The organism is Prosthecobacter sp. (assembly GCF_044226605.1).
Lineage (GTDB): Bacteria > Verrucomicrobiota > Verrucomicrobiia > Verrucomicrobiales > Verrucomicrobiaceae > Prosthecobacter.
Genome location: NZ_JBGAGS010000005.1, coordinates 1 through 22,774 on the forward strand (window position 1 = coordinate 1; position 22,774 = coordinate 22,774).

The window sequence follows — 22,774 nt, forward strand, 5'->3', positions numbered from 1 at the left end:
AAGCGCATTACAAGCGCTCAGGAAAGCAGCACAGCACTGAAGGCAAAATCGCTTGGCAGAATGCCAGAATTTAACCGGCATTCCGGGCAGGCCTCTCTAAAAAGAGTGTTTTCACACAGCCTGGACAGCCCGCCCTACCGGCTCTGGGTGTGGAAGTGATCTTGTGCAGCGCCAAGAAAAGCCGCTGTGAAAATGGCGTAACGGCAGTGTGTTTGACACGCGCTGAGCGACAGACAGGAGTGTCTGTGGGACTTCCAAGCAGGCTGCGTCGAGAGCTTTCAGGGGGGCTACGCTCGCTTTGCTAAAGCGCGTGGCTGCTGGGGAAATCGTGTGCCTTGGGGACTGCGACACGCTGAGGGACGGGCGGGCTTTCGCCACGCCCATCCTACGACGGTTTGCGGTGCGTGGCTTGGGGTCAGCGGGAGAAGCGACGGCGGCGGCGGAAGAAGAGGGAGGTGAGGCCGAGGAGGAGGAGGAGGCAGCGGCCGGGCTCTGGGACGACGACGAGGATGCCGTTGCTGGCGAAGAGGTCGGTGTTGAAGGCGAGGCCGCCGAGATTGACGCCGCTGAAGTCAAACTGGGTGGTGCCAGTGATGCTGTTGGAGAGCGTGGCCCAGTCGAGGAGATCGAAGACATCGCCGTAGGACGGTGTGTAGCCGTTCAAGAGATTGGAGTCGATCTTGAGGGTGCCATTGATCACAGGAGCGCTGGTGTCATTGGAGAAGATGTGATCGTGCAGCGAGAGTGTGTTGGCGTTTTCCCAGCCGCTGATGATGGAGGGGTTCAGGGAGGCGAGTGAGCTTTCGTTGCCGGCGATGGAGGCCGCATCATTCAGCGTGGCGCCGCCGAGCTGCATGAGGAGGGTGCCGCCTGCATTGACGGTGAGATTTCCACCAACCGTGAGGAGTCCTGCTCCACCGACACCGGGATCAATGGTGCCGCCAGTGTTCACTGTGAGGGCACCACCAACGCCGGTGCCGCTCAGGGTGCCGGCATTGACATTGGTCAGGCCGCTGTTGGTATTGGTGGCGGTGAAGACGAGGGTGCCGGCGCCATCCTTTGTGAGGGTGCCTGCGCCGGTGATGACGCTGCTGACGGTGGCGGTGGTACCGACAGCGGTCAGAATGGTGCCGCCCGATGCGCCGATGGTGACGCCGCGGCTGGCAGAAACCGTGAGATCCGCGGTGGTCTGGAGGGTGCCGCCATTCAGCGAGAGCTGATCAGGAACGGCCGCGCCAGGGACCGCGCCGAGGTTGGCATCTGCAGAGATGCTGAGGATGCCTGCGCTGACGCTGGTCTTGCCAGTGTAGGTGTTTGCGCCGCTGAGGGTGACGGTGCCTGCGGTGGTCTTGTTCAGGCCCACGGTGCCGCCGAGGATGGCAGATGCCGTGCCTGCCTGCATGTCGTAGTCGGTGGTGCTGGTGAGGACACCGGTGCTGCCGCTGATAGTGCCTGAGGTGAGCTGCACGCCAGCCACCGTTTCATTGCTCGCACCGACTGCGAATTCACCGCCGGAAACAGTGACCGTCATGGTGTCGGCAATCTGATTGGACTGCTGAAGATTGGTGACGCCGCCGGAGACGATGAGATTGCCGGCGAGAGCGTTGTTGCCGGTGGTGTTGAGATTCAGCGTGCCGTCGCTGACGGTGGTGGTGCCGGTGAAGGTATTGACACCGCTTAGGGTCAGAGCGCCGGTGCCAGACTTCGAAAGCGTGCCGGTGGTGGTGGTGATGGTGCCGCTGATCACGGTATCGCCGCTGCCAGTGACGGAGAGGTTTCTTGCAGTGCCGGTGACCGCATTGGCGGAGGCGAGAGTGAGGGTGCCTGTCTCTGACTGGATGGTGGCGTCTGCGGTGAGAGTGACGGTGCCGCCGTAGCTGTTGGCGCCGCTGAGATTGCGCAGTGCGCCGTTCGTGGCGGAGCCGGTGCCGGCGATGCTGAGAGCCTCTGCACCGACGGTGATGCCACCCTGAAGTTCCAGCGAAGCGCCGGAAGCGACCGTGGTGCCGGCGGTGGTGGTGCCGAGGCCTGTATTGCTGCCGATGCTGAGGATGCCCGCATTCACCGCAGTGGTGCCGGTGTAGTTGTTGGGTCCGCTCAGGGTCTGTGTGCCTGCGCCGGTTTTGACGAGGTTCAGAGCATTGGCCTGGTTGGTCACCGTGCCGGAGAAGGTGGTGGAGGTGCCATCATTGCCAACGGTCAGAGTGGAGGCCGCACCGATATTGGTGACGACGCCCGCGCCGGCGAGGGAGCCAATGGATTCATTTTTGCCATTGAGGTCGAAGACGCCTGCGGAGGCGACGGTCAGAGCGGAGCCGTCTGGAATGACGCCTGCAGCACCGAGCTGCAGAAGGCCTGCATTGACGGTGGTGGAACCGCCGTAGTCATTGGCAGTGCTGGAGAGCACCAGGGTGCCGGCGCCGTCCTTGGTAAGATTGGTGCCGCCGGTGAGCTTGCCAGAAATGGTGCCGCTCATGAGCAAACCATTCACGGTGATGGTATGCGCACCTGCGGCCAGAGTGACGACACCGCTAAAGGTCAGGGAGTTTCCGGCATTGGCGCGGGCGTTCATGCCATCGAGCGTACCGAAGGTGAAGTCCTGGGTGACACTGACGGCATTGCCGATGGTGCGTGCGGTGCCATCGCTCATGACGGCCACTCCATTGCCCAGAGTAAGAGCACCGGTGCCGACGGGGCCGGCAGTGACGGCGGGAGGAGTGCCAGCAGTGACAGCAGCGAAGATCAGGCTGCCCTGGCTGAGATTGAAGCCATTGGCAAAGGTGCTGGTGGCATTGCTGAGGACGAGGGAGCCGGTGCCGGTCTTCACCAGCGGCGAGGTGGAGCCGGAAGTGGAGATCTTGGCAGAGATGATGAGGTCATCGGCAGAGATGCCCGAGGTGGAGATGGTGGCACCGTCCACGAGATTGAGCTCCGTGCCGGAGATCGTGGGAGTGAAGCTCAGGGTGTCATTGGTGACCGTGATCGGCGTCGGTGAAGTGAGGGTGAGGAGGGTGCCCACGGCGACGGTCGGTGTGACGGAGCTGCCGGGGTTGCTGAAGGTGACGCTGCTGAGGGTGTTGGTGCCGACGAGAGTGAGCACACCGCCGCCGTTGATGGTCACGCTGTTGCTGGCGTCAATCTGCCCCTGATTGGTGCTCATGGTCAGATTGGCATTGTTCAGGGTGATGCCGCCGGCCGGGATGACGACGGTGCCGGCGCCTGCGGTCGCGTTGATGGTGAGCGTACCCTGATCCACGACGGTGCCGCCGCTGTAGGTATTGGCAGCGGTGAGGGTGGTGCCAGCAGGGCCGGACTTCACCAGGCGGGTGAGATTGCCCAGACCATTGTCAGCGATGATGGAGTTGATGGTAACAGTGTTCTGATTGTGCCACTCGACGAGTTCGGTGACGCCCGTGGTGGCGGTGCCGCCGGTGGTAAGGATGCCGCGCAGGGCGGTGGTGCCGATGTTGGCGGCGTTGTTGTTGTTGTCACGCAGCAGGCCGCCGAGGGCGAGGTTCAGTGTTTCGGTGCCGAGGGTGAAAAGGATGTTGCGGGTGGCGGCACCAGTGAGGCGGAGAGCACCGATGGTGGTATTGGCGGAGAGGGTGATGTCCGCGCCTGTATTGGCGATGTTGGCCGGCAGGTTGTTGCCGCTGGCCAGGGCCGCCCCATAGGCGGGAATGGTGTTGCCTGCGACGGCAGCGCTGCCGAAACGAACGACGCCCTGAATGGAGTTGTAGACGCCGTATTCACCGTTGTTGATGATGACGTTCGCGCCCAGGAACAAATTGTTTACCGGGGTGGCTCCATTGATCTGGCTCAGGAAGACCTGTGCACCGCCGGTGGTGGGCTGGCTGGGGTCGGTATTGAAGTGCAGCGTGGTGCCGGAGTTCGCCGGCAGAATCAAGTTTCCAATGGTGATGGTGTTGGTGCCGCCATTGACGCCGTTCGGAGTGATGGTGTTGGCACCGCCACCGAGGATCGTGATTGTGTTGATGGTGGTGGTGTTGTCCACCGATCCGCCAGGGGTGATGGAGAGCACGGAGCCCTGCATGGTGACGGGAACGCTGGCGGCAAAGCGCACGGGATTGGGTGTGGCATTGAGGCCGGCATTGGTCAGCGAAAGAGTGGCGAAATTCAGCGTGATGGCGCTGGTGGCGAGCGTGGCCGCATCCTGCAAGGTGAGAGCACCACCGCGAATGGTGGTGGACCCGGTGTAGGTCTGGGCGTCCACCAGAGCGAGGGTGGTATTGCCCGAACGCACGAAGGAGAGATTGCCGCTGATCGTGCCGCCAAAGGTGGAACTGGCCGCCATGGCCGCGGTCAGTGTGACGGCGGTGGTGGTGCTGGAGTTGGTGATTTCTCCTGGAATGTCAGCGAGGCTATTGCTGCTGAGAATGGCGCCCACGACCTGATTGTTGCCGTTGAGGTCAAACACACCGCCATTGATCTGGAGATTGCCCACGGTCGGAATGCTGCCCGATGGCGCGACGAGGAGGGTATTGGTGCCGCCAGCGAGGATGAGGGTGCCCTGGTTCACGGTCGTGGTCCCGGTGTAGGACTGCAACGCGGAAAGCGTCATGCTGCCGACACCTGTCTTGGTGATGCCGGCGGTGCCGGTGATGCTGCTGGTGACATTGAGCGAGCTGCCATTGATGCGGAAGATGCCTTCCGCGCTGAGCGCGAGCACCGGGGTGCTGATGGTGGCGCTGTCTCCATTGACCATCACAGCGCCGCTAGCGACGGTGAGGCCCTGCGTGGGCAGAAGGAGGCCGGTGGAGCCAAGCGTGACATTGCTGTCAATGATGTTAAGGGCATTGAGCGAGCGGGCCGCCGTGATGTTGCGCGTGGTGGTGGTGGCGTCGATTTTGACCGTGTTTGTGGCAGCAGCACTGTTGATGTCCGTCGGCAAGGTGTAGGCGGTGAAGGCAACGATGCCATTGGTGGTATTGTAGGTGGCGAAGTCGGTGCCGACGGCGATGCGCGGCAGGATGCTGTTTGTCAGCCCGGGTGTGGTGTTAAAGAGGAGCTTGGTGGTGGTGCCGAGGCCGCTGCCGGTGATGACTGCGGTGGATCCGGTGCCCTGCGAGAGGCTGCCGAACTTCAGGAAGGCAGTGCCACCTGCGCCCGCGGTGAGATTGACGTTGGAGTCTCCGGAGCCAAGGGTGAGGACGCCGGTGCCGGTCTCGGCGGAGGCCGTGGCGTCGGCGCCAAGGTAGTTCAGGATGCCGCCATTGAGAGTGACGTTGCCATTGCGGAGGCGGGCGTCGTTGTTGGCGGTGCCGGTGTTGTCCAGCGTGAGGGTGCCGCCTTCATTCACGGTCAGAGTGGCGAAGGGGAAGGCGCTGGTGCCATTGTCCTTCAAGGTGACGCCGCCGAGATTGACGGTGAGGCTGCCGGTGATGTTGCTGAGAGAGCCGTCGGTATCAAAGGTCAGGGTGCCGGTGCCGATTTTAAGCAGGTTCAAGTTGGCAGGGGTGGCGTCGTTGAAGCGCAGGAAGGTGCCGGAGAAGGTGGTGGAGGCACCGGAATATCCGACCGCGAGCGTCACCGCCGTGGCGGTGGCCGAAGAGTTCATGACGTAGCCGGAACCCGCCAGCGAGCCGAGCGTGGTGCTGAAGCCGTTGACATTGAGGCCGGTGCCGCTGGCCAGGGTCACATCCGAGTAGCGGGAGCCGCCATTGGCCACACCGATCTGAAGGCGTCCGTTGCTGACGGTGGTGGCGCCAGTGTAAAGGTCCTGACCATTGAGCTGCAGCACGCCATCGCCGATTTTGGTGATGCCGCCGGAAGAACCGACGACGCCCTGCAGAATGAAGTCTGGCAGCAGGGCTGCAAGCTCCTGGCCATTGAAGCGAGTGGCCGAGATATCCAGAGTGCGATTGGTGCTGCCGAAGTCAACGCGGCCTACGATCGTGGGAACGGTGACAGGATTGGTGCTGGAGGAAACAATGTTGCCATTGAGGGTGAGAATGCCGCCATTCTGATTGGAGACGACCTGGATGGCGGTGGCGCCGCCGCCTTCATCGCGGAAGACAAGACCTGCGAGGGTGTTGCTGCCCACCAGGCTCAAAGTGGAGCTGCCATTGAGGGTGACGATGTTTCCGGCGGCAATCTGTCCTGCAGCAGACAGGGTGAAATTGGATCCGTTCAGGATGAGGCCGTTCAGCGGATTGGCGGCGAGCGGGATGCTGCCGGTGAGGCCGAGGGAGAGCGTACCCTGATTGATGGTGGTGCCGCCATCGTAAGTGTTGGTGCCGTTGAGGGTCACCTGGCCGGAACCGCTCTTCACCAGCATCATGCCGGAGCCGACGATGGAGCTGTTGATGACTTCATTGGCAGAGCCCTGCGTGTAGATGAAGAGTTCCGGACCGCCGGAGGTCAGGCTGCCCTGATTCACCGCGCTGCCGATGGAGAAGACCTGATTGCTGAAGAAGAGAAGGCCGCCGCTGGCGAGGGTGAGCGTCTTGCTGGCGGCGATGTTGATCGTCATGCCCGTCACATTGCCAAGGCGGAGGCTGTTGATGGTGAGGTCATTGCTGACCAGCACCGTATTGCCCGTGACGGCGACATTGAGGCTGATGTTGTCGGTGGGGCCGGCAATGTTGAGGGTGTTCACCGTGGAGGTGGCATTGGTGTAAGCCAGAGCGCCGTTGGCACCCATGGCGGCGACGCCGAGTCCGGGAATGTAGGTGGCAAAGTCGCTGGTATTGATGACCGCCCAGCCGCCAATGATGCCATTGGTGAGGCCGCCGCCCACGGAATCCGTGGAGACGCCGTTGATGGTCGGGATGAGGATGCGGGAGCTGCTGCCTGCCTGCCCACCGGTGGAGGCAGTGAAGTTGATGGTGCCACCGCCGACTGCGCGGCTGAGGCTGGTGAGTGTGAAGTCGGCGGAATTGACCCCCGTGCCACCGACAGCGGAACTGACAAAGTTGGCGCCTTTGACCAGCGTGACGGCTCCGACCGTTTCGGTGGAGGCCGACTGCGCACGACCGAGGAAGTTCAGCGTGCCGCCGCGCAGCGAGATGGCGGCGGCGTCATTGACACGGTCCGTCAGCTCCTTGCTGCCGGTGTTGTCAATGTTGAGGGTGGCGAAGTTGATCTGGATGTCCGTGGTGCCGGAGAGCTGGCCGCCGTCCCTGAGCGTGGTGGCGCCACCGGCGAGGAGAGTGAGACCCGTGTAGTCATTGTTTGAATACATGCTCAGCGTGTTCTGGCCGGAACGCAGGAAGCTCATGGCGCCGGTGAGGTAGCCGGCCCAGTTGCGCCCATTGTTGTCCTGATTGATGACGAGCGTGCTGCCCGTGAGGGAGCCACCAGTGATGGTGCCACCAGCGCCTTCCACACCGCCAAGGTCGCTGAAGAGGATCTGGACATATTGGGAGTTGCCGTTGAGATCAAGAACAGCGCCGGGGCCTACGAGGAGGTTTTGATTGGCCGCGAGGGTGTTGTTGCCGCCATTGAGGATGACGGTGCCGCCTTCAATGCTGGCATTGCCAGTGATGGTGCTGGCGCCGCGCCCTGCGATGGGGCTGCTGGGAGGCGAGAAGATGAGGGTGCCTGAACCCGCCTTGATCCAGCCAGCGGTCCCGACGATGGCGCTGGTGATGGTCAGCGAGGTGCTGGAGTCCACGGCATAGAAATTCTGAACACCTGAGTTGTTGAGAACCGGCACGCTGAGGATGTTGCTGCCCCCGCCAGTGGCGAGGATGGCGCCTGCGCTCAGGATCAGCTGGGCGGGCGTGGTGCCACCAGCGACAAAGGCCGCACCGGTGGCGCCGACCGTGGCGCCTGCAGGATCGCTGAAACGCAGGGCGTTGAACGTACGGCTTGCCGTGAGATCACGCGTCGTCATGACCGAATTGACATCCACGGTGCCGGTCGTGCCGGTGACGTTGTTGATGTTGGTGGTGCTGCCGGCATTGTAGGTGGTGAAGACCGCGATGCCATTGGCGCCGTAGGTGGCAAAGTCCGCACCGCCAACGGTGGCGCGCTGGATGATGCCATTGGTCAGGGAGGGAGCGGTGGTGAAGATGATCTTGTTGGTGGCGGAGCCAAGGGCCGAGCCCATGCCGACGAAATTCACCGAGCCATCTGCGGTGACGATGTTGGCATTCAGGGACGCAAAGGTGAGCGTGGTGCTGCCGCCGTTGCTGTTGGAGATGATGGTATTGCCAGGGCGGGAGATCGTGAGATTGCCGATGCTTTCCGTGGAGGTGGCGGAGTTGCCCAGATAGGTGAAGGTGCCTCCATTGAGAGTGAGCGGGCGGCCGCCGAGACGGTTTGCCGTGGCGGTGCCGGTGTCATCGATGGAAAGGGTGCCGGTGGGAGTGACGGTGATCGTGCCGGTGGCGCCAAGCTTCACGCCGCTGCCGGAAACATTGAGCGTGCCGGCATTGATATTGATCGCGCCGGTGAAGCCGGTCTGATTGCCGATGATGTTGAGGGTGCCTGCGCCGATCTTGGTAACCGCGCCGCCGCCAGCGCCGTTGCCGATGACGCCGGTGAGATTGATGACGCCGCCGACTCCGGTGAAGAAGGAGGAGGTGTTTGCGGTGACGATGTTGCCCGTGATGTTCAGGACAGCGCTGTCATCAGCACCATAGGTGGCGGCATTGCCCGCAGTCTGGGTGATGAGGCCGGAGTAGGTGTTGGTGCCGGAGACGCTCTCAATGCTGCCGCCGGAATTGATGCCGGAAGTCTGGCTGTTGGTGGTGAGGGTGATCGGGTTGGAGACTGTGACCCCGCCGGAAAGCTGCAGGGCGGAACCAATGGCATTGTTCACAGTGATCGTGCCGGAACCGAGGGCGTTGCTATTCAACACCAGGATGGCGCCGCCATTGATGTTGATGGCACCGGTCATGGTGGAGTTGCTCGCATTGATGGCGAGGATGCCGCTGTCGTTCTTGTTGAGGGTATTGGTGACGGCGGACAGGGAGAAGGGAGAGGTCAGGGTCAGAGTGGCGTTCTGAGTGACTTCAAAGGCGTTGTTCGTCGCATTGAGCAGGAAGGTGCGCGCGGTGGAGAACGTGCCGGTGGCGCGGAATCCCGTGCCGGTCTGGCTGTCGATCTCCAGGGTGATGGTGTTGGCGGCATTGCCGAGAGCACCATCGGAAGCGACGGAGAGAATGCCATTGAGGACGTCAATGGTGGCGCCGGCGCCGCCGAAAGTGTTGCCGCTGTTGCCAAGCACGAGCGTGCCCGCGCCGGACTTCACCAGGGAGTAGCCGCCGGTGTCCGAAACGACGCCGCTGAGGGTGAGGCCCTGGACGAGATTGGAGGCGGTGGCATTGGCGACGGAGAAGTGGGAGGCGCCGGTCAGGCTGATGGCACCGGTGAACTCAAGGCCGTAGCCGCTGAGATTGTTGACGGCAAGGATGCTGCCATTGTTGGTGAGATTCACCTTCTGCAGCGTCTTGTTGCGTGCAAAGGGAGCACCACCGGAGCGGTTCACGGTGATGGCGGTATCCGCAGTGAGGTTGACATTGCCACCAAGGGCGATGGTTTCCACGGTGCCGAGGGTGTTGCCGTCTGCGAGGAAGATCAGGCCGCCCGCGATGTTGATGGTGCCGTTGTAGTTGCCGAGCGTGAGGGTGCCGAGACCGGACTTGTTGACCACATCGGTGGCGATGGAGTTGACGACGTTGCCAATGGTCACGGTCATCTGCGGAGCGGTGACGGTGACGTTCCAAATCGAGGGCAGCGTGGTGCTGCCGTTGAGGGAGAGGCTGTTGGTGCCGTTGAAGACGGTGTCACCCAGGAAGGTGAAATCATTGGTGACGGAGAAAGCACCCGAGGCAAGCAGCGAGGTATTGGCGGCCATGGTCACCATGCCCGTGCCGAGAGGGCCGGAGGTCAGAGTGTCGCCGAGATTCGGACCGAAGCTGCTGGCGCCAATGATGAGACCGCCCGCGGCCACATTGAGGCCGCCTGCGAAGGTGCTGAGGTTGTTGCTCAGCTGAAGGAGCCCGCTGCCAGTTTTATTGATGCCACCATTCTGAATCAGAGCGGTGATGTTCAACGAGGCCTGCCATGGGGCGACATTGACGCCATTGATGATGGCGGCTCCCAGATTGACCCCATAGGAACCTGCGCCGTTCAGATCGATGGTGCCGGTGCCGATGACCGCGGCGTTGCCGGGGTTCATGGTGCTGACACTGATGCCACCGGTGAGGGTGAGGACGCCGGTGGGATTGATGGTGGGGGCCGCGCCACCGAGGTTGTTGATATTGATGCCTGCGAGGGTGTTGGCCTGAGCGGCGAGATTGACCAGGGAGCTGCCGCCGAGTGTTAGGACGTTGCTGCTGGGGATGACGCCACCCGCGTTCTGGGTGAGGATGGCCTGGTTCACGGTGAGGCCGCCAGTGCCGAGCGCGCCGGTGGCGCCGAGGATGATGTTGCCGCTGTTGAGAATGGTACCGCCGGTGTTGGTGTTGACGGCATTGATGGTGGTATTGCCCACGCCTGCGGCTTCGACCTGACCGGAGGTGAAGATGAGGCGAACGGCACCGGTGCCGTTGTCCACGACGGGTGCATTGAGCGTGATCGTCCGGTTGGTGCCGGCAAAGTTGGCGTGAGTGATGTAGAAGTCGCTGGCCGTGTTGGCGACGCCGCTGGTGAGGCGGCCATTTTGGATGGTGATGTCCACGTTGTCAGTGGCCTGCGCCAGGAGAAGGCCGCCGCCTTTCAAGGTGAGATTGTAACCGCCGAGGTCGAGAACAGTGGCGGCGGTTGGCGAGGCAATGTTGAGGGTGTTGACCGTGGTGTTGCCGAGGAGAGTGGTGGTGCCTGCGGTGGAGTAGCGCACATTGTCCGTGTCCAGCGGATTGGAGTTCAAGCTGCTGGTGGCATACCCCGCGAAGCCGTTCTGATTGAGCTGGCCGATGCCGTAGGTGGAGTCATAGCTGGCCCACTCGCGATCGACGATGGCCCAGGCGCCGATGATGTAGTTGCTCAGCGCCGGAGCCGAAGTGATGAGAATGTTGGGGGTGCTGCCAATGGCGCCCAGGGCGTTCGTTGAACCATTGAAGCGCAGGGTGGCGGTGGAGCCGACCGAACGAGCCAGCGAGGCGAGGGTGAGGATGGCGGAGTTGACATTGGTGCCGCCGGTGGTGGCGTTGATGAAATTGAAACCTTCCGTGAGGGTCACCGCACCGAGAGTCTCGGTGGTGTTCATCTGCTGGCGTCCGCCGTAGGAGAGAGTGCCCCCTGCCATGGTGATGGTGGCGCTGTCCTTCACGCGGTCATTGACGTTGTAAAGATTGCCATTGGCGAGCGAGAGGCCGCCGTAGTTGATGGTGATGGCGTTGGAGCCCAGGATGGCACCGTTGTCATTGAGGGTGACAGTGCCGCCGGAGATGTAGGTGTCCCCGGTGTAAGTCTGGGCACTTTGAAGGTTGAGCGCACCGGTGCCGGTCTTGTTGAGGTAGATATTGCCCGAGATGACACCGGCAAAGTTGGTGTTGCCATTGATGGTGAAGGTGGACTGCGTGGAGCCGGAATTGATCACGCTGCCACCGGCGATGCCGTTGCCGCCGCCCGCAGTGGCGCTGGAAAGACCGGCCACAAACTGGTTGCTGCCATTGAGGTCGAAGGTGCCGCCGTAGTTCAGCGCCATGCCCTGATTGAAGAGGAGCGGATTGGTGATGCCGGTGGTGGTCAGCTTGAGCGTGCCTTCGTTGATGTAAGTGGTGCCGCCGATGAACTGCTGGGCATTGATGCGAAGCTCGCCAGGAAGGTCCTTCGACATGCCGCTGCCACCGCTCATGCCGCTGTTGACGGTGAGGGACTGGCCGCTCTGGACGTGGATGATGGCCTCACTGCCGAAGGCGACGATGGGCACATTGAGGAAGGCGCCGCCGGTGCCATTGGCAAGAATGGTGCCGCTGCTGATCGTGAGAGTGGCGGGAGGATTGCCTCCCAGGCCGCCGACAGCGGCGGTGTTGTTGATGGTGAGGGCGTTGATCGTCTGATTCCCGGTGAGGGAGTTCAGTGTGGAGGTAGTGGCCTTGTAGGTCGCGGTCGGCACCACGCTGAGGATATTGGTAGTGCTGGCATATCCGGTGAAGGCGATGACTCCCAGAGAGGCGCTGTAGGTGGCGAGTTCGCTGCCATTGACGGTGACGCGATTGAGAATGCCGGTGGTCGCAGGTGTGAGGCCCGGTGCGGTGGTGAACTTGAGGAAGTTTGTCGCGGTGCCGAAAGTGCCCGTCACGTCAAGCGTGCTGCCTGCATTGCTGGTGAGGCTGGCGAAGGTGAGCGCCGTCGTGCCGGTGCCGCTGATGTTGATGACGTTGGAGCCCTGGTCGCTGGTGAAGGTGCCGGCGGTTTCCGTGGAGTTCTTGGAAATGAAGGTGAGCTGCCCGCCCTGGAGGGTGAGGGCCTTGCCCTGAAGCCGGTTGTCGGTGTTCGTGCCGCTGTTGTCGAGCTTCAGAATGGCGCCGTTATACACGACGTTGCCGCCGGTGGTGGCCGTCATGGTGGCGGTGCCATTGAGGGCGAGGGTGCCTGCGTGAACCCAGATGCCGTTGCTGCTCGTGGGAGGAACGATCGGCACGCTGAAGGTCAGGGTGCCTGCTCCATACTTGTCCATGCCCCAGAGAAGATTGGTCAGCGGATTGGTCGTCACATTGATGTCGCCCTCGGCATTGAACTGCAGGCGGTGAGCGGCACCAATGATGCCGCCGGTGATGTTAAGCGTGCTGCCTGCGCGAGCGCCGATGGTGGAGTCAAAGCCCTGGGTGATGGCGCCGGCGTAGGTGTTGGTGCCGGACACGTTGTCGATGACGCCCTGGAAGTTGATGCCGGCGTTGAGCACGTTGTTGGTGCCCTGCAGGGTGAGCGGGTTGTTGATGGTAACTCCGCCTGCGAGCTGAAGGGCGGAGCCAATGACGCTGGAGGTGGAGGCATTGATGGTGCCGGTGCCGAGAGGATTGACCAAGGCGGGATTGTTCACGAGAATGGCGCCTTCAGTGATGTTGATCTGGCCGCTCCAGCCGGTGTTGGAGGCATTGATGACAAGGGTGCCGAGATCCTGCTTGTTCAGCGATGCAGTGGCTCCGGCGGCGCCGTTGAGATTGAAGGGGGAGTTCAGCGTGAGAGTATTGCCATCGGAAACTTCGATGGCGCGGGTGTTGGCGGTGTTGGCAAGCTGGATGACCTGGGAGGTGGCAAAGGTGCCGGTGGCGCGGAACGCTGAGGTGCCGGTGGAAGGATTGAGAACAATGAGATTGGCGGCATTGCCAAGCTCTCCGGCGGCAGCCACGGAGACGACGCCCTGGGTGATGTTGATGTTGCCCGTGAAGGTGTTGCCTGAAGGCGTGGCGTTGTTGATGACCAACGTGCCGCCGCCGGTTTTGTTGAAACCGGTGCCGGTGAGATTGCCGGTGAGATACAGCCCCTGGGTGACATTGGACGCCGTGGCATTGGCAACTGAAATCGTCGGCGTGCCAGTGAACGCGATGGCGTCTTTCACCTGAAGTCCGTAGCCGTTGTTGTTGGTGATCGTGACACCGCCGCCAAGCGAGCTCACGCTGGCGGGTGCGATGATCTTGTTGACCGCGAGATTGAACGGCACGCTGGCGCCGGCACGACCGACAATGATCGTGGGCACGATGCCGGGATCAAACGTGACATTGCTGGTGGTAAGCAGGGTCTGCACGGAGCCTGTGCCATCGCCGTCGGTGAGCAGGGAGACGGAGCTGGGATTGCCAAGGGCGGAGGCATTGAAGTCACCGGTGTAGTTGGTGGCATTGAAAATGAGAATACCGGGGCCGGACTTGGAGATGGAAGTCATCGGTCCCAACGGCCCGAGAAGAGCCACGGTGAGGTTGGGATTGTTGATCTGGATGGTTGGCGTGGTGCCGAGGCCAGCGCCGGAGAGAGCGCCATTGAGAGTGAGAGTCCAGACGGAGGTGGCCGTGCTGTCAAAGGTCGGCGTGCCGGCGAAGGAGATGGGATTGGCAATGGTGCGGCTGCCGTCCACCAGGAGGGTGACCCCCGAAGCAGCGGTGACAGAGCCAACACCCAGAGGACCGCTGATGAGGCCCGAGCCGCCGACGGTGCCAGTGCTGTTGCCGCTGATGAGGATGCCGCCTTCGGTGATGTTCAGGCCATTGAAGGTGCTCTGCGTGCTAAGCTGAAGGATGCCGGTGCCGGACTTGAGGATGCTGGAACCCGTGCCGGTGATGATGGAGGTGATATTGAGAGCAGGATTGATGGCGCTGTAGAACACGCCTTTCACCGTCGGCCCCTGCACATCGAAGGTATTGACACCCGCTGCAAGCGCAAGGGTGCCGCCGCTGATGGTGGGCACCGTGAGCGCATTCGAATTGATGACAGTGACAGGGGTGGAGGAAGTGAGCGTGAGGGTGCCAGTGCCAACGGTGACGACGGGATTCGTCGTGCCGCCGTTGTTTTCAAAGGCGATGGCATTGAGCGTGTTGTTCCCCACGAGGGTGAGCGTGGCGCTGCGGCGCAGGGTGACCGTGTTGGAAGGATCGATCTGACCGGCATTCGTGTTCATCGTTACGGTCGAACTGCCGATGATGAGGCCGCCCGCAGGAATGACGACGCCGTTGCCGATGAGATTGAGGGTGCCCTGATCGATGATGGTACCGCCGGTGTAGGTGTTGTTGGCGGAAAGATTGAGAATCCCAGCGCCGGACTTGATCAGCTGGACGGAATTGCCCGAGCCATTGTCTGCGATGACAGAATTGATGATCACGTTGGCGGCACCGCCGACGAAAGTCTGGCTGGAGGTCGTGGCGCTGGCATTCTGACTGACGGTGACGGTGGTGCCATCGACGATGGCAACGATGTAAGTCCCGGCCGGCAGGTTGGCATTGGTGATGGTCATGCCAGGGCTGAGGCCGACCGTGCTGGTCATGGTGATGGTAGGCGAACCCGCAGTGGTGGCGCCGCCCGTAAAGTTTGCGGTGCCGGTGGCATTGCTGTACACGACCAGCTCACGAACGCCGGAAGATTCCACGCCGCCCGCAGTGAGGGTTCCGCGCATGGCGGTGGTGCCGATGGAGGTGGAGTTGTTGTTGTTGCTGCGAAGAAGGCCGCCCTGCTCGAGATTGAGGATGGAGAAGGTGTCCGTAAAGGTGATGTCATTGGTGAAAGCGCCCGAGATCTTGAGCATGCCGGTGGTGGTGGTGTCCACAGGCAGGAGCGTGACATTGGCCGCAGATGCCGGGATTTCCGTGATCTCGCCGGAGGCAAAAACGCCGGAGTAACCGGTGTAGCCGCCCTGGCCCACGACGCCGACGCCGGTGGCGGAGTTGTAGGCGGCATAGTCGTTGGAATTGGCAATGGCCCAGGCACCGAGTGCGCCGCGGGAGTTGGTGGCAGGCGCTGCGGTGAAAAGAATCTGGGCGTTGTTGCCTGCCTGGCCGAGATTGGTGCCGGTGAAGTTGATGGTGGCGCCTGGAGTGCGGGTCAGGCTGGTGAACGTGATGTCCGCGGAAGTGAGCGCGCCGGCGGTTCCAGTGCCACCCACGGTGGAGGTGATGGTGTTGGCGCCCTGCTCGGCTTTGAGCGCGCCGAAGTTTTCATAGGAGGGATCGGACACCTTGCCGGTGAAGGAAACGGTGCCGTCACGCAGGGTGATGGGAGTCGTATCGCCCACACGGTCGTAGAGCGCGCGCTGGAGGCTGCTGTTGTTGTTGAGCAGCAAGGCGGCAGCATTGAGCTCAATGCTCGAGGTGCCGAGGATGGTGGCTTCATCCTGCAGCTGCAGGGTGCCGCCCATCATCACGGTGAAGCCGGAGTAGGAGTTGGCGCTCTCCAGCGTGAGGGTGTTGCCCCCGACGCGTGCGAGATTGACAGTGCCATTGATGGCGGTGGCCAGGGTGGCGCTGCCCGGGTTCATGTTTGAAACAAGGGTGCTCAAGCCGTTGCTGGAGGTGATGACACCGCCAGTGTCTGGAAGGATGCCGGGGTCAGAAAGCTGCGCCATGTACTGGACGCCGCCATTGAGATCAAGGGTGGCACCAACGTTGATATTGAGAAGCTGCCCCGGGAAGAAGGTATTGAGGCCGCCCGCGATCAGTTTGGTGGTGCCGTTAAGAAGATTGTGCGTGCCGGTGACGAAGCTGGGGGTGTTGAAGACCAGGGTGCCTGCCTGGACTTTGACGAAATTCGCCGTGCCGATGAGGGTGCTGTTGACCGTGAGGGTGGTGCCGGACTGCACCTGGATGACGGGGGTGTTGCCGCCGAAGGTGATGGACGGCACATCGAGGCTGTTGTTGCCACCCATGTTGATGATGCCACCGGAGGTCAGGGTGAGCCGGACACCTGTCGTGCCTCCGACACTGAGATTCGAGCCATTGATCTTGAGGGAATTGATGGTGCGTGAGGCCGTGAGGGTGCTGGAAGCGGTGAGCCCCATGTTGTCTGCCGCAACAGCCGTGTTGAGGTTGTTGCCGAGATTGTAGTCGGCGGCGGCGAGGGCGACGACGCCATTGGTCGCGTCGTATTTGGCAAAATCGGTGCCAAGAAGGATGCGTGGGATGACAACGCCATACACCACGGTGGCACCGCTGGGTGCGGTGGTGAACTTGACCGTGTTGTTCGTGCCGAGATTGCTGATGCCGCTGAGATTCAGCGTGGAGCCGGAGTTGGCGAAGCTGACCGAAGCGAAGGTGAGGCCGACATTCCCACCGGAAGTGGTGATGTAGGTCTGCACGCTGTTGATGGTGAGAGCGCCTGCCGTTTCCGTGGTGCCACCCGCGGCACCGATGACGTTCAAGGTGCCACCCAGACCGGTGACCGCGCCTGCATCGGCGAGGCGGTTCACACTGCCCGCGCTGTTGTCCAAGGTGATGACGCCGGCAGCGTTGAGCACGATGGAACCCGCCCAGGAGCCGGAACCGCTGAGCACGATGTTGTTGCGATTGACCGTGAGCGCACCGGTGGCGGTGTTCGCGCGGGTGAGAGTCAGGGTGTCGAGGCCGGAGTAGGAAAGATTGCCCGCAGCGGTGCCGCCGTTGGCCACGACGCCACTGATGAGAGTGGTGCCGGAACCACGCAGAGTAAGGGTGCGGCCGGTGTTGTCGTTGCTGAGATTGATGGTGCCGGAGAGCGTGAGGCTGGCGCCGCCGGAAAGCTCGTTGCGCAGGAAGCGGTTGCCGCCGTTGTTTTCCACAATGCCGGAGAATTCAATGCTGTTGGTGCCATTGATGGTGGCCTGGTCGCCCGCAAGGGTGAGCTTGGTGGTGATCTTGTCCACGCCGGTCAGCGGGAGGTCCGCCGTGAGGACACCGCCGTCAAAGATGAACTGCGAACTGGCGCCGAACTGGGCTACGCCGGAAGCCTTGCTGAGGATCAAAGTCCCCTGCCCCAGCAGAGTGGAACCTGTGTAGGTGTTGGCGGCGGTGCCGTCGAATTTAAAGTACGCATTGTCAGCAATGCGGATGTCCCAGCTGGTGAGGTTTGCGGAGGCGTTGGCGATGACTCCGTTCCACACGGTGGAGCCAAAACCGCGAATGTTCATGGTCTGGTCGTTGACCTTCTGATTTACGAGATTGCCATTGATGGTGAGGATGGCGCCGTTCTCCAGATCGTTGGTGATGATCTGGGCGTTGTTGCCAGACAGAATGGTCCCCGTACCATTAAGCGTGATGTCGTAGGTGCCGGCAAAGATGGCGGAAGAGTTGTTGTTGTAGGTGATGGGCACCGAGGTGGTCAGCGCCGCACCGCTGGCGAAAAGGCCGCCGTTGCTGAAGACCAGGCCGGTGGAGGCACCGATGGCATTGGAAGTGAGGCCGAGAAGGCCGCCGAAGAGGGAGATGGTGCCGGTGAAGGTGTTGGGGGAGGCAGGATTCATCGACCAAACACCGCCGTCATTCTTGGAGATGGCGAGCACGTTGCCGAAGGTGGCGTTGGTGCTGTTGGTGAGGACGAGATTAAGCTGATTGTTGTCCGTGTTGGAGCCGCGGAACTCGAGGGTGGTGATGCGCGCCACGGTGTCGCCACGGGTGGTGTTGGCGAAGGTGCCGGTGTTCCAGACGAGAGCGCCGGATCCGGAGGAATCGAGGCGGTAAACGCGGTTGCCGTTAAAATTGGCGGAACTCTGGAGGGTGAGGTCGCGGTTGGCAGTCTCGCCGGAGCCCACATAAATGAAAGGATTGATGTCGCCGGTGCCGGGTCCGTTTAAAATCAGCGCGCCGCTGGCGCCAATGGAGCTGGCGGAACCGGTGCCAATGGAAGTGACGACGATGGTGCCGGCATCCACACGGGTGCTGCCCGTGTAAATGTTGTTGTTGCCAAGGATCAGGATGCCGTTTCCGTTTTTAATGAGCGCCGCACCGCCGGTACCCGGACCGCTGATGACGCCGGAGAGAATGCCCGCGGTCACCATGGCACCCGTGTTGCCGTTGTTGTTGACCGTGATGGTGCGGGTGGCCGAACCGATGGCGATGTCATTGGTGATCTCAGTCTCACCGAGCGCCGTGGAGGAACCGAGGATGAGAGAAGATGGATTAAACGTGGTGCTGCCCCAGGTGAGGCCGCCACCACCAATATTGACAACGAGGCGGTCGGTGGTGGCTGCCGAGAAGCCGGACGCGCCACCCGTGATGGCGACAGTGCTGCCATTCCCGGCGACTGCGGCACCGAGCGTGCGGGAGAAGGTGCCAGATGTCTCAAGCACACCCCCATTGAGAACCAGCGGGCTGCTGGAGGAAAGCCCCTGCACGGTGGCGTCCGAGGATGCGACACGAAGCGCACCGCCGCTGACGGTGGTGATGCCCGTGTAGCTGTTGGAGGTGAGCGGATTCAGGATCCAGAGGCCGGTGCCCGTTTTGGTGAAGGAGAGCGCTCCGGCGCCATTGTCGACCAGGTGGATGTCCAGCTCATTGTCACCCAGCGAGTTGCCCTGCAGGGTGAGGGTGCGCGCGGTGGCGGCACCACTGAAGGCGATGTCTCCCTGATTGCGGAAGATGAGGGTGGCATCGTTGCGGTTGCCGCCGGCGAGCACGCTGTTGCCGAACTGGCCGGAGGAGTCGATGGTGGCATTCCCCGCGAGAGTGAAGAGACGGTCGATGCTGACGGAGGGCGTCTGGGTGACCTGGTAGATGGAAGAATTTGCGCCCGTGTATTGGAGAACGCCGTTGTTGAAGACGAGGTTCGAGGCGGCGTTGCTCGAATTGCCGAGACCGCTGGCCACACCGCCATCCGCAAGGCTGGTGACGATGAGCGTGCCGCCAAGGATGCTGACTCCGCCGGAGAAAGTCTGGGGGCCGATAAGCGTGAACGATCCCGTACCAGCCTTGGACAGGCTGATGGAGGCGCCGTTGATGCCATCCGTGATGAGTCCGCTGTAGAGACCGCTGCCGTTGTTGTTGCCCACGCGCAGAGCGGCGGTGCCGCTGGCGGCGTTGTTGATGATGGTGCCCGCTCCATTGAGAACGTTCAACCCGTTGGCCAGAGTGGTGCCGACGCTGACACCATTGAGGTCGAGAACGGTGTTTTGACGCATGGTCAATGACACGTTGGTGCCACCGATGGTGCCGCTGCCGGAGAGCTGAATGCCGCCTTCATTGATGGTGGTGGTGCCGGTGAAAGCATTGGCGCCGCTGAGAACGAGGACGCCACTGCCCGCCTTGGTGAGGCTGCCTGTACCGCCGCTGATGAGGGAGCTTACGGTCAGGGCATTGCCGAGGTTGCCGGTGAGGAGATTGCCCGCGGCGCTGCCGTTGGTGATGATGATGACTTCAGTGGCGGAGGCACCCAGGGTGTTGGTGGCCGTGCCGTTGTTCTGAATGGTGGCCGCGCCGTTGGAGTTGTCAAAAAGGACGCCGCCGCTGGCGATGGTGAGAGTGCCACCGAGGGTGATGGTCTGCGCGTTGACCATTTTGAGCGAGTTGATGCTTTCCGCGGCAAGGTTTGAAAGCGGGGTGCCGGTGCTCTGGTAGTTTGTGCCAGCAACGCCACCGCTGGTGGGCAGTTCGGCCTGGCCGGTGAGAGCGGTGACCGCACCACCCGCGGCGACGCTGGCCGCGAAGTCGGTGGCTGCAGCGCCAAAGGTGGCCCAGCCGCCGAAGAGACCGGCGGTGCCTGCGGCTGCCGTAAAGGTGATGGAGGTTCCGGCATCCGGATTGAAATTCAAAGTGGCACCGGCGCTGCGGGTGCCAAGAGAGGCGAAGTTCAGCGTGGGGGTGCCACCATTCGCCGTGGTCTTGACGACGCCCGCCCCTGCACCGGGTGTGAGCGCTCCCACCTGCTCGATGAGAGAGCCGGCCGTGGAGGAGCCCTGGTATTCAAATGTGCCGCCCGCCCACTGATTGTTGCGCAGGGAGTCGGTGTTGAAGACGATCTGGCTGGTGTTGTTGATCACATCGGAGCCATTGCCAGACGCCGCTGTGGGACGGACCTGCAGGGTACCACCGCTGACGGTGACGTTGCCGACGAAGTTGGTGGTCGCGCCAAAGGTGATGGTGGAGGCGGCCAGATTGGTGCCGATCAGATTGCTGATGGTAATGGTGTTACCATTGACCGCGGTAACGACGGAACCGGCGGGGATGTTGCCGCCGGAAACTGCCTGACCGACCGAGATGGTGCCGGTTGAACCGCTGATGACGAAGGTGTCCGTCCCGGCCACACCACCACTGGCCCACGCAGCCGAGCCACCGGCGAGGTAGCCTGCCGCAGCGGGATCGTACAGCCAGGTGCTGGAACCCACCTTGGAAAGAGACGTGGTGCTGCCCGTGCTGTTGGCGATGAGGCCGCCGATTTCATTGATGAGGTTGGGAGCGCTGTTGCCGCCGAGGAAGAACGTCTTGTTGCCAGCGCCGCCTGCCTCCACGATGGGAGCGGTGAAAACGAGGGCGGAGCCGCTGGTCTGATTGGCGAGGACGATGCCAAAGCCTGTGGTGCCGGAGAGGTTGAGATATTTGCCTGTGGTCTCGCCAGTGCCACGGTAGTCGAGCGCACCGCTGTTCAACTGGATGGGAGAAACGGTGGCGGCGTTCAGAGCACCCATGCTGGTGATGGCCATGGTGCCTGTGATATTGGTGCTGCCCAGATAAGTGCCGGCGGTGCCGCCGTAAGTGAAGTAGCCGGTGCCCGCTTTTGTCACCATGTTGTCCGCCGTGGCGGCAAGAATGTTGCCAGTGATGACGGTGTCGCTGTTGCCAGTGACGGTGAAGGTGCTGGGCGCTGCGTTGTTGGCGTTCCAGAGATCGCCACCGGTGAGGGTGAGCACGCCGCTGGAGTTGTTGGTGAAAGTGATGCCGCGATAGTCATTTGCAGTGGGTGTGGCGGCGGTGATGGTGGTGTTGAAGCCATTGCGACCATTGATGGTGATGTTGGCAACGTTCACGCCGGCGTCGCGAATGAGACCGCCCAGAGTCAGAGTCTGATTGATCAAGGAGGTGCCGTTCCCGAGCGGCCCGGCAAGGTCATGATCGACAAAAATGGTGCCGGTGGTGTTGTTACGAATACGGACGGTGCGGGAGGCAAATCCGGCAGGGGCGTCGGTGCGGATTTCCAGCGTGCCGTTGTTCAAGTCCACCTGCCCGGTGCCACGATTCTGCCCGAGGGCGCTGTTGACCTGAACACGCACGGTGCCGGAGTCCACGCGCAGTGCGTCGGTGAAGTTATTGGCGGCGTTTTGCAGCCAGAGCGTCGTGGTGATGAGCTGCCCCGACTTGATGAAGCGGTCCGCGGAGTTTTCTGCTCCAGAGATGACACCGCTGATGTTCCAGTTGCCATTGCCCTGCACGATCTGCCCCTGGCCGGTGGTTCCCAGATAGAAATCTCCGCTGACCGTGGTGGTGCCATAAGAGGCCCATGCGCGGTTTTCCCCCGTGGCGGAGCCAAGAGTCAGGCCGCCCATGAGATTGTTGTAGCCGACGCTGACGATGCCACCCGAGTTGTTCACCACGCCAGGGCCACGACCGGACATGGACACTTCCCGGTTCAAAACAACGCCGGGAGATGAGGCAGAGAAGGAAGTCCCCTGGAGGACGAGTGCACCGCCGGAGAAACCAGGGTTGCCGCTTTGAGCAATGCCCGTGATGGAGATGGCAGTGGTGCCGGTGCCAAGCTGCTGGCCACTGGTGATGACAAGCTGGCCTTGCTGAATGGAAACATCCCCGCTGAAGCTGTTGCCACCGTTGCCCAGCACCAGTGTGCCGTCTCCTGTTTTTGAGAGTCCATTGGTGCCGGTGATGGCGGAGTCAATGACGGTGTGACTGTAACCCTGGACGTAAGTGGTGGCAGGTGCACCGAGATTGAGAGTGTCTCCGGTCAGTGTGTAGCCGTCCGTCTTGAAGATGAGTGATCCCACATTGATGCCACCGCTCAGAGTCACGGTGCCCCCAGCACCTGCGAAAATAGCTGTGTCATAAGGTGAGGTGGCATTTGTCCAGGGGACATCGGCGGTGAGGTTCCACCAGTTTGCCGTTGTGGTATCCCAGATGCCCGTGCCTCCCAGTCCGGCTCCGCTGGTGTTGTTGCCCGTGGCATTGGCATCACTGTCCCAGTAGAAAGTCGCGCCTTTGACCTGCGAAGTGCAGAGAGGGAGAAGGGCGATCAAAGCTGCCGTCACCGGACGCTTTGCGTAACGACGCAGCCAGGACGTGAAGAGACTTGAATGATTCATGTTGGGTTGGTGGAAACAGAGGCCGAGGGGGAGTTGGCGAGAGCTTGATTTTCACAACCCCTGAAATGCCTTCACCGCAGGGTTGGAAAAATCGCGGCCATTAAAGCGAAATCCGGTATATTCATCCATCAGCCTTAGGCTTGCTCATTGCTAAACACCCTG

General features: G+C 61.9%; 1 protein-coding gene. It reads right to left on the minus strand.

The window, feature by feature from the left end:
* Positions 1-415: 415 nt before the first annotated feature.
* Positions 416-22,612 (minus strand): autotransporter-associated beta strand repeat-containing protein, encoded by a 22,197-nt coding sequence (locus ACILSO_RS07845; protein ID WP_395736830.1) that lies wholly within the window; start codon positions 22,610-22,612, stop codon positions 416-418.
* Positions 22,613-22,774 lie beyond the last annotated feature (162 nt).

What these genes read in the sequence shown, in the direction of transcription:
- ACILSO_RS07845 (WP_395736830.1), bottom strand. Translation starts at nt 22,612, where the DNA reads ATGAATCATTCAAGTCTCTTCACGTCCTGGCTGCGTCGTTACGCAAAG.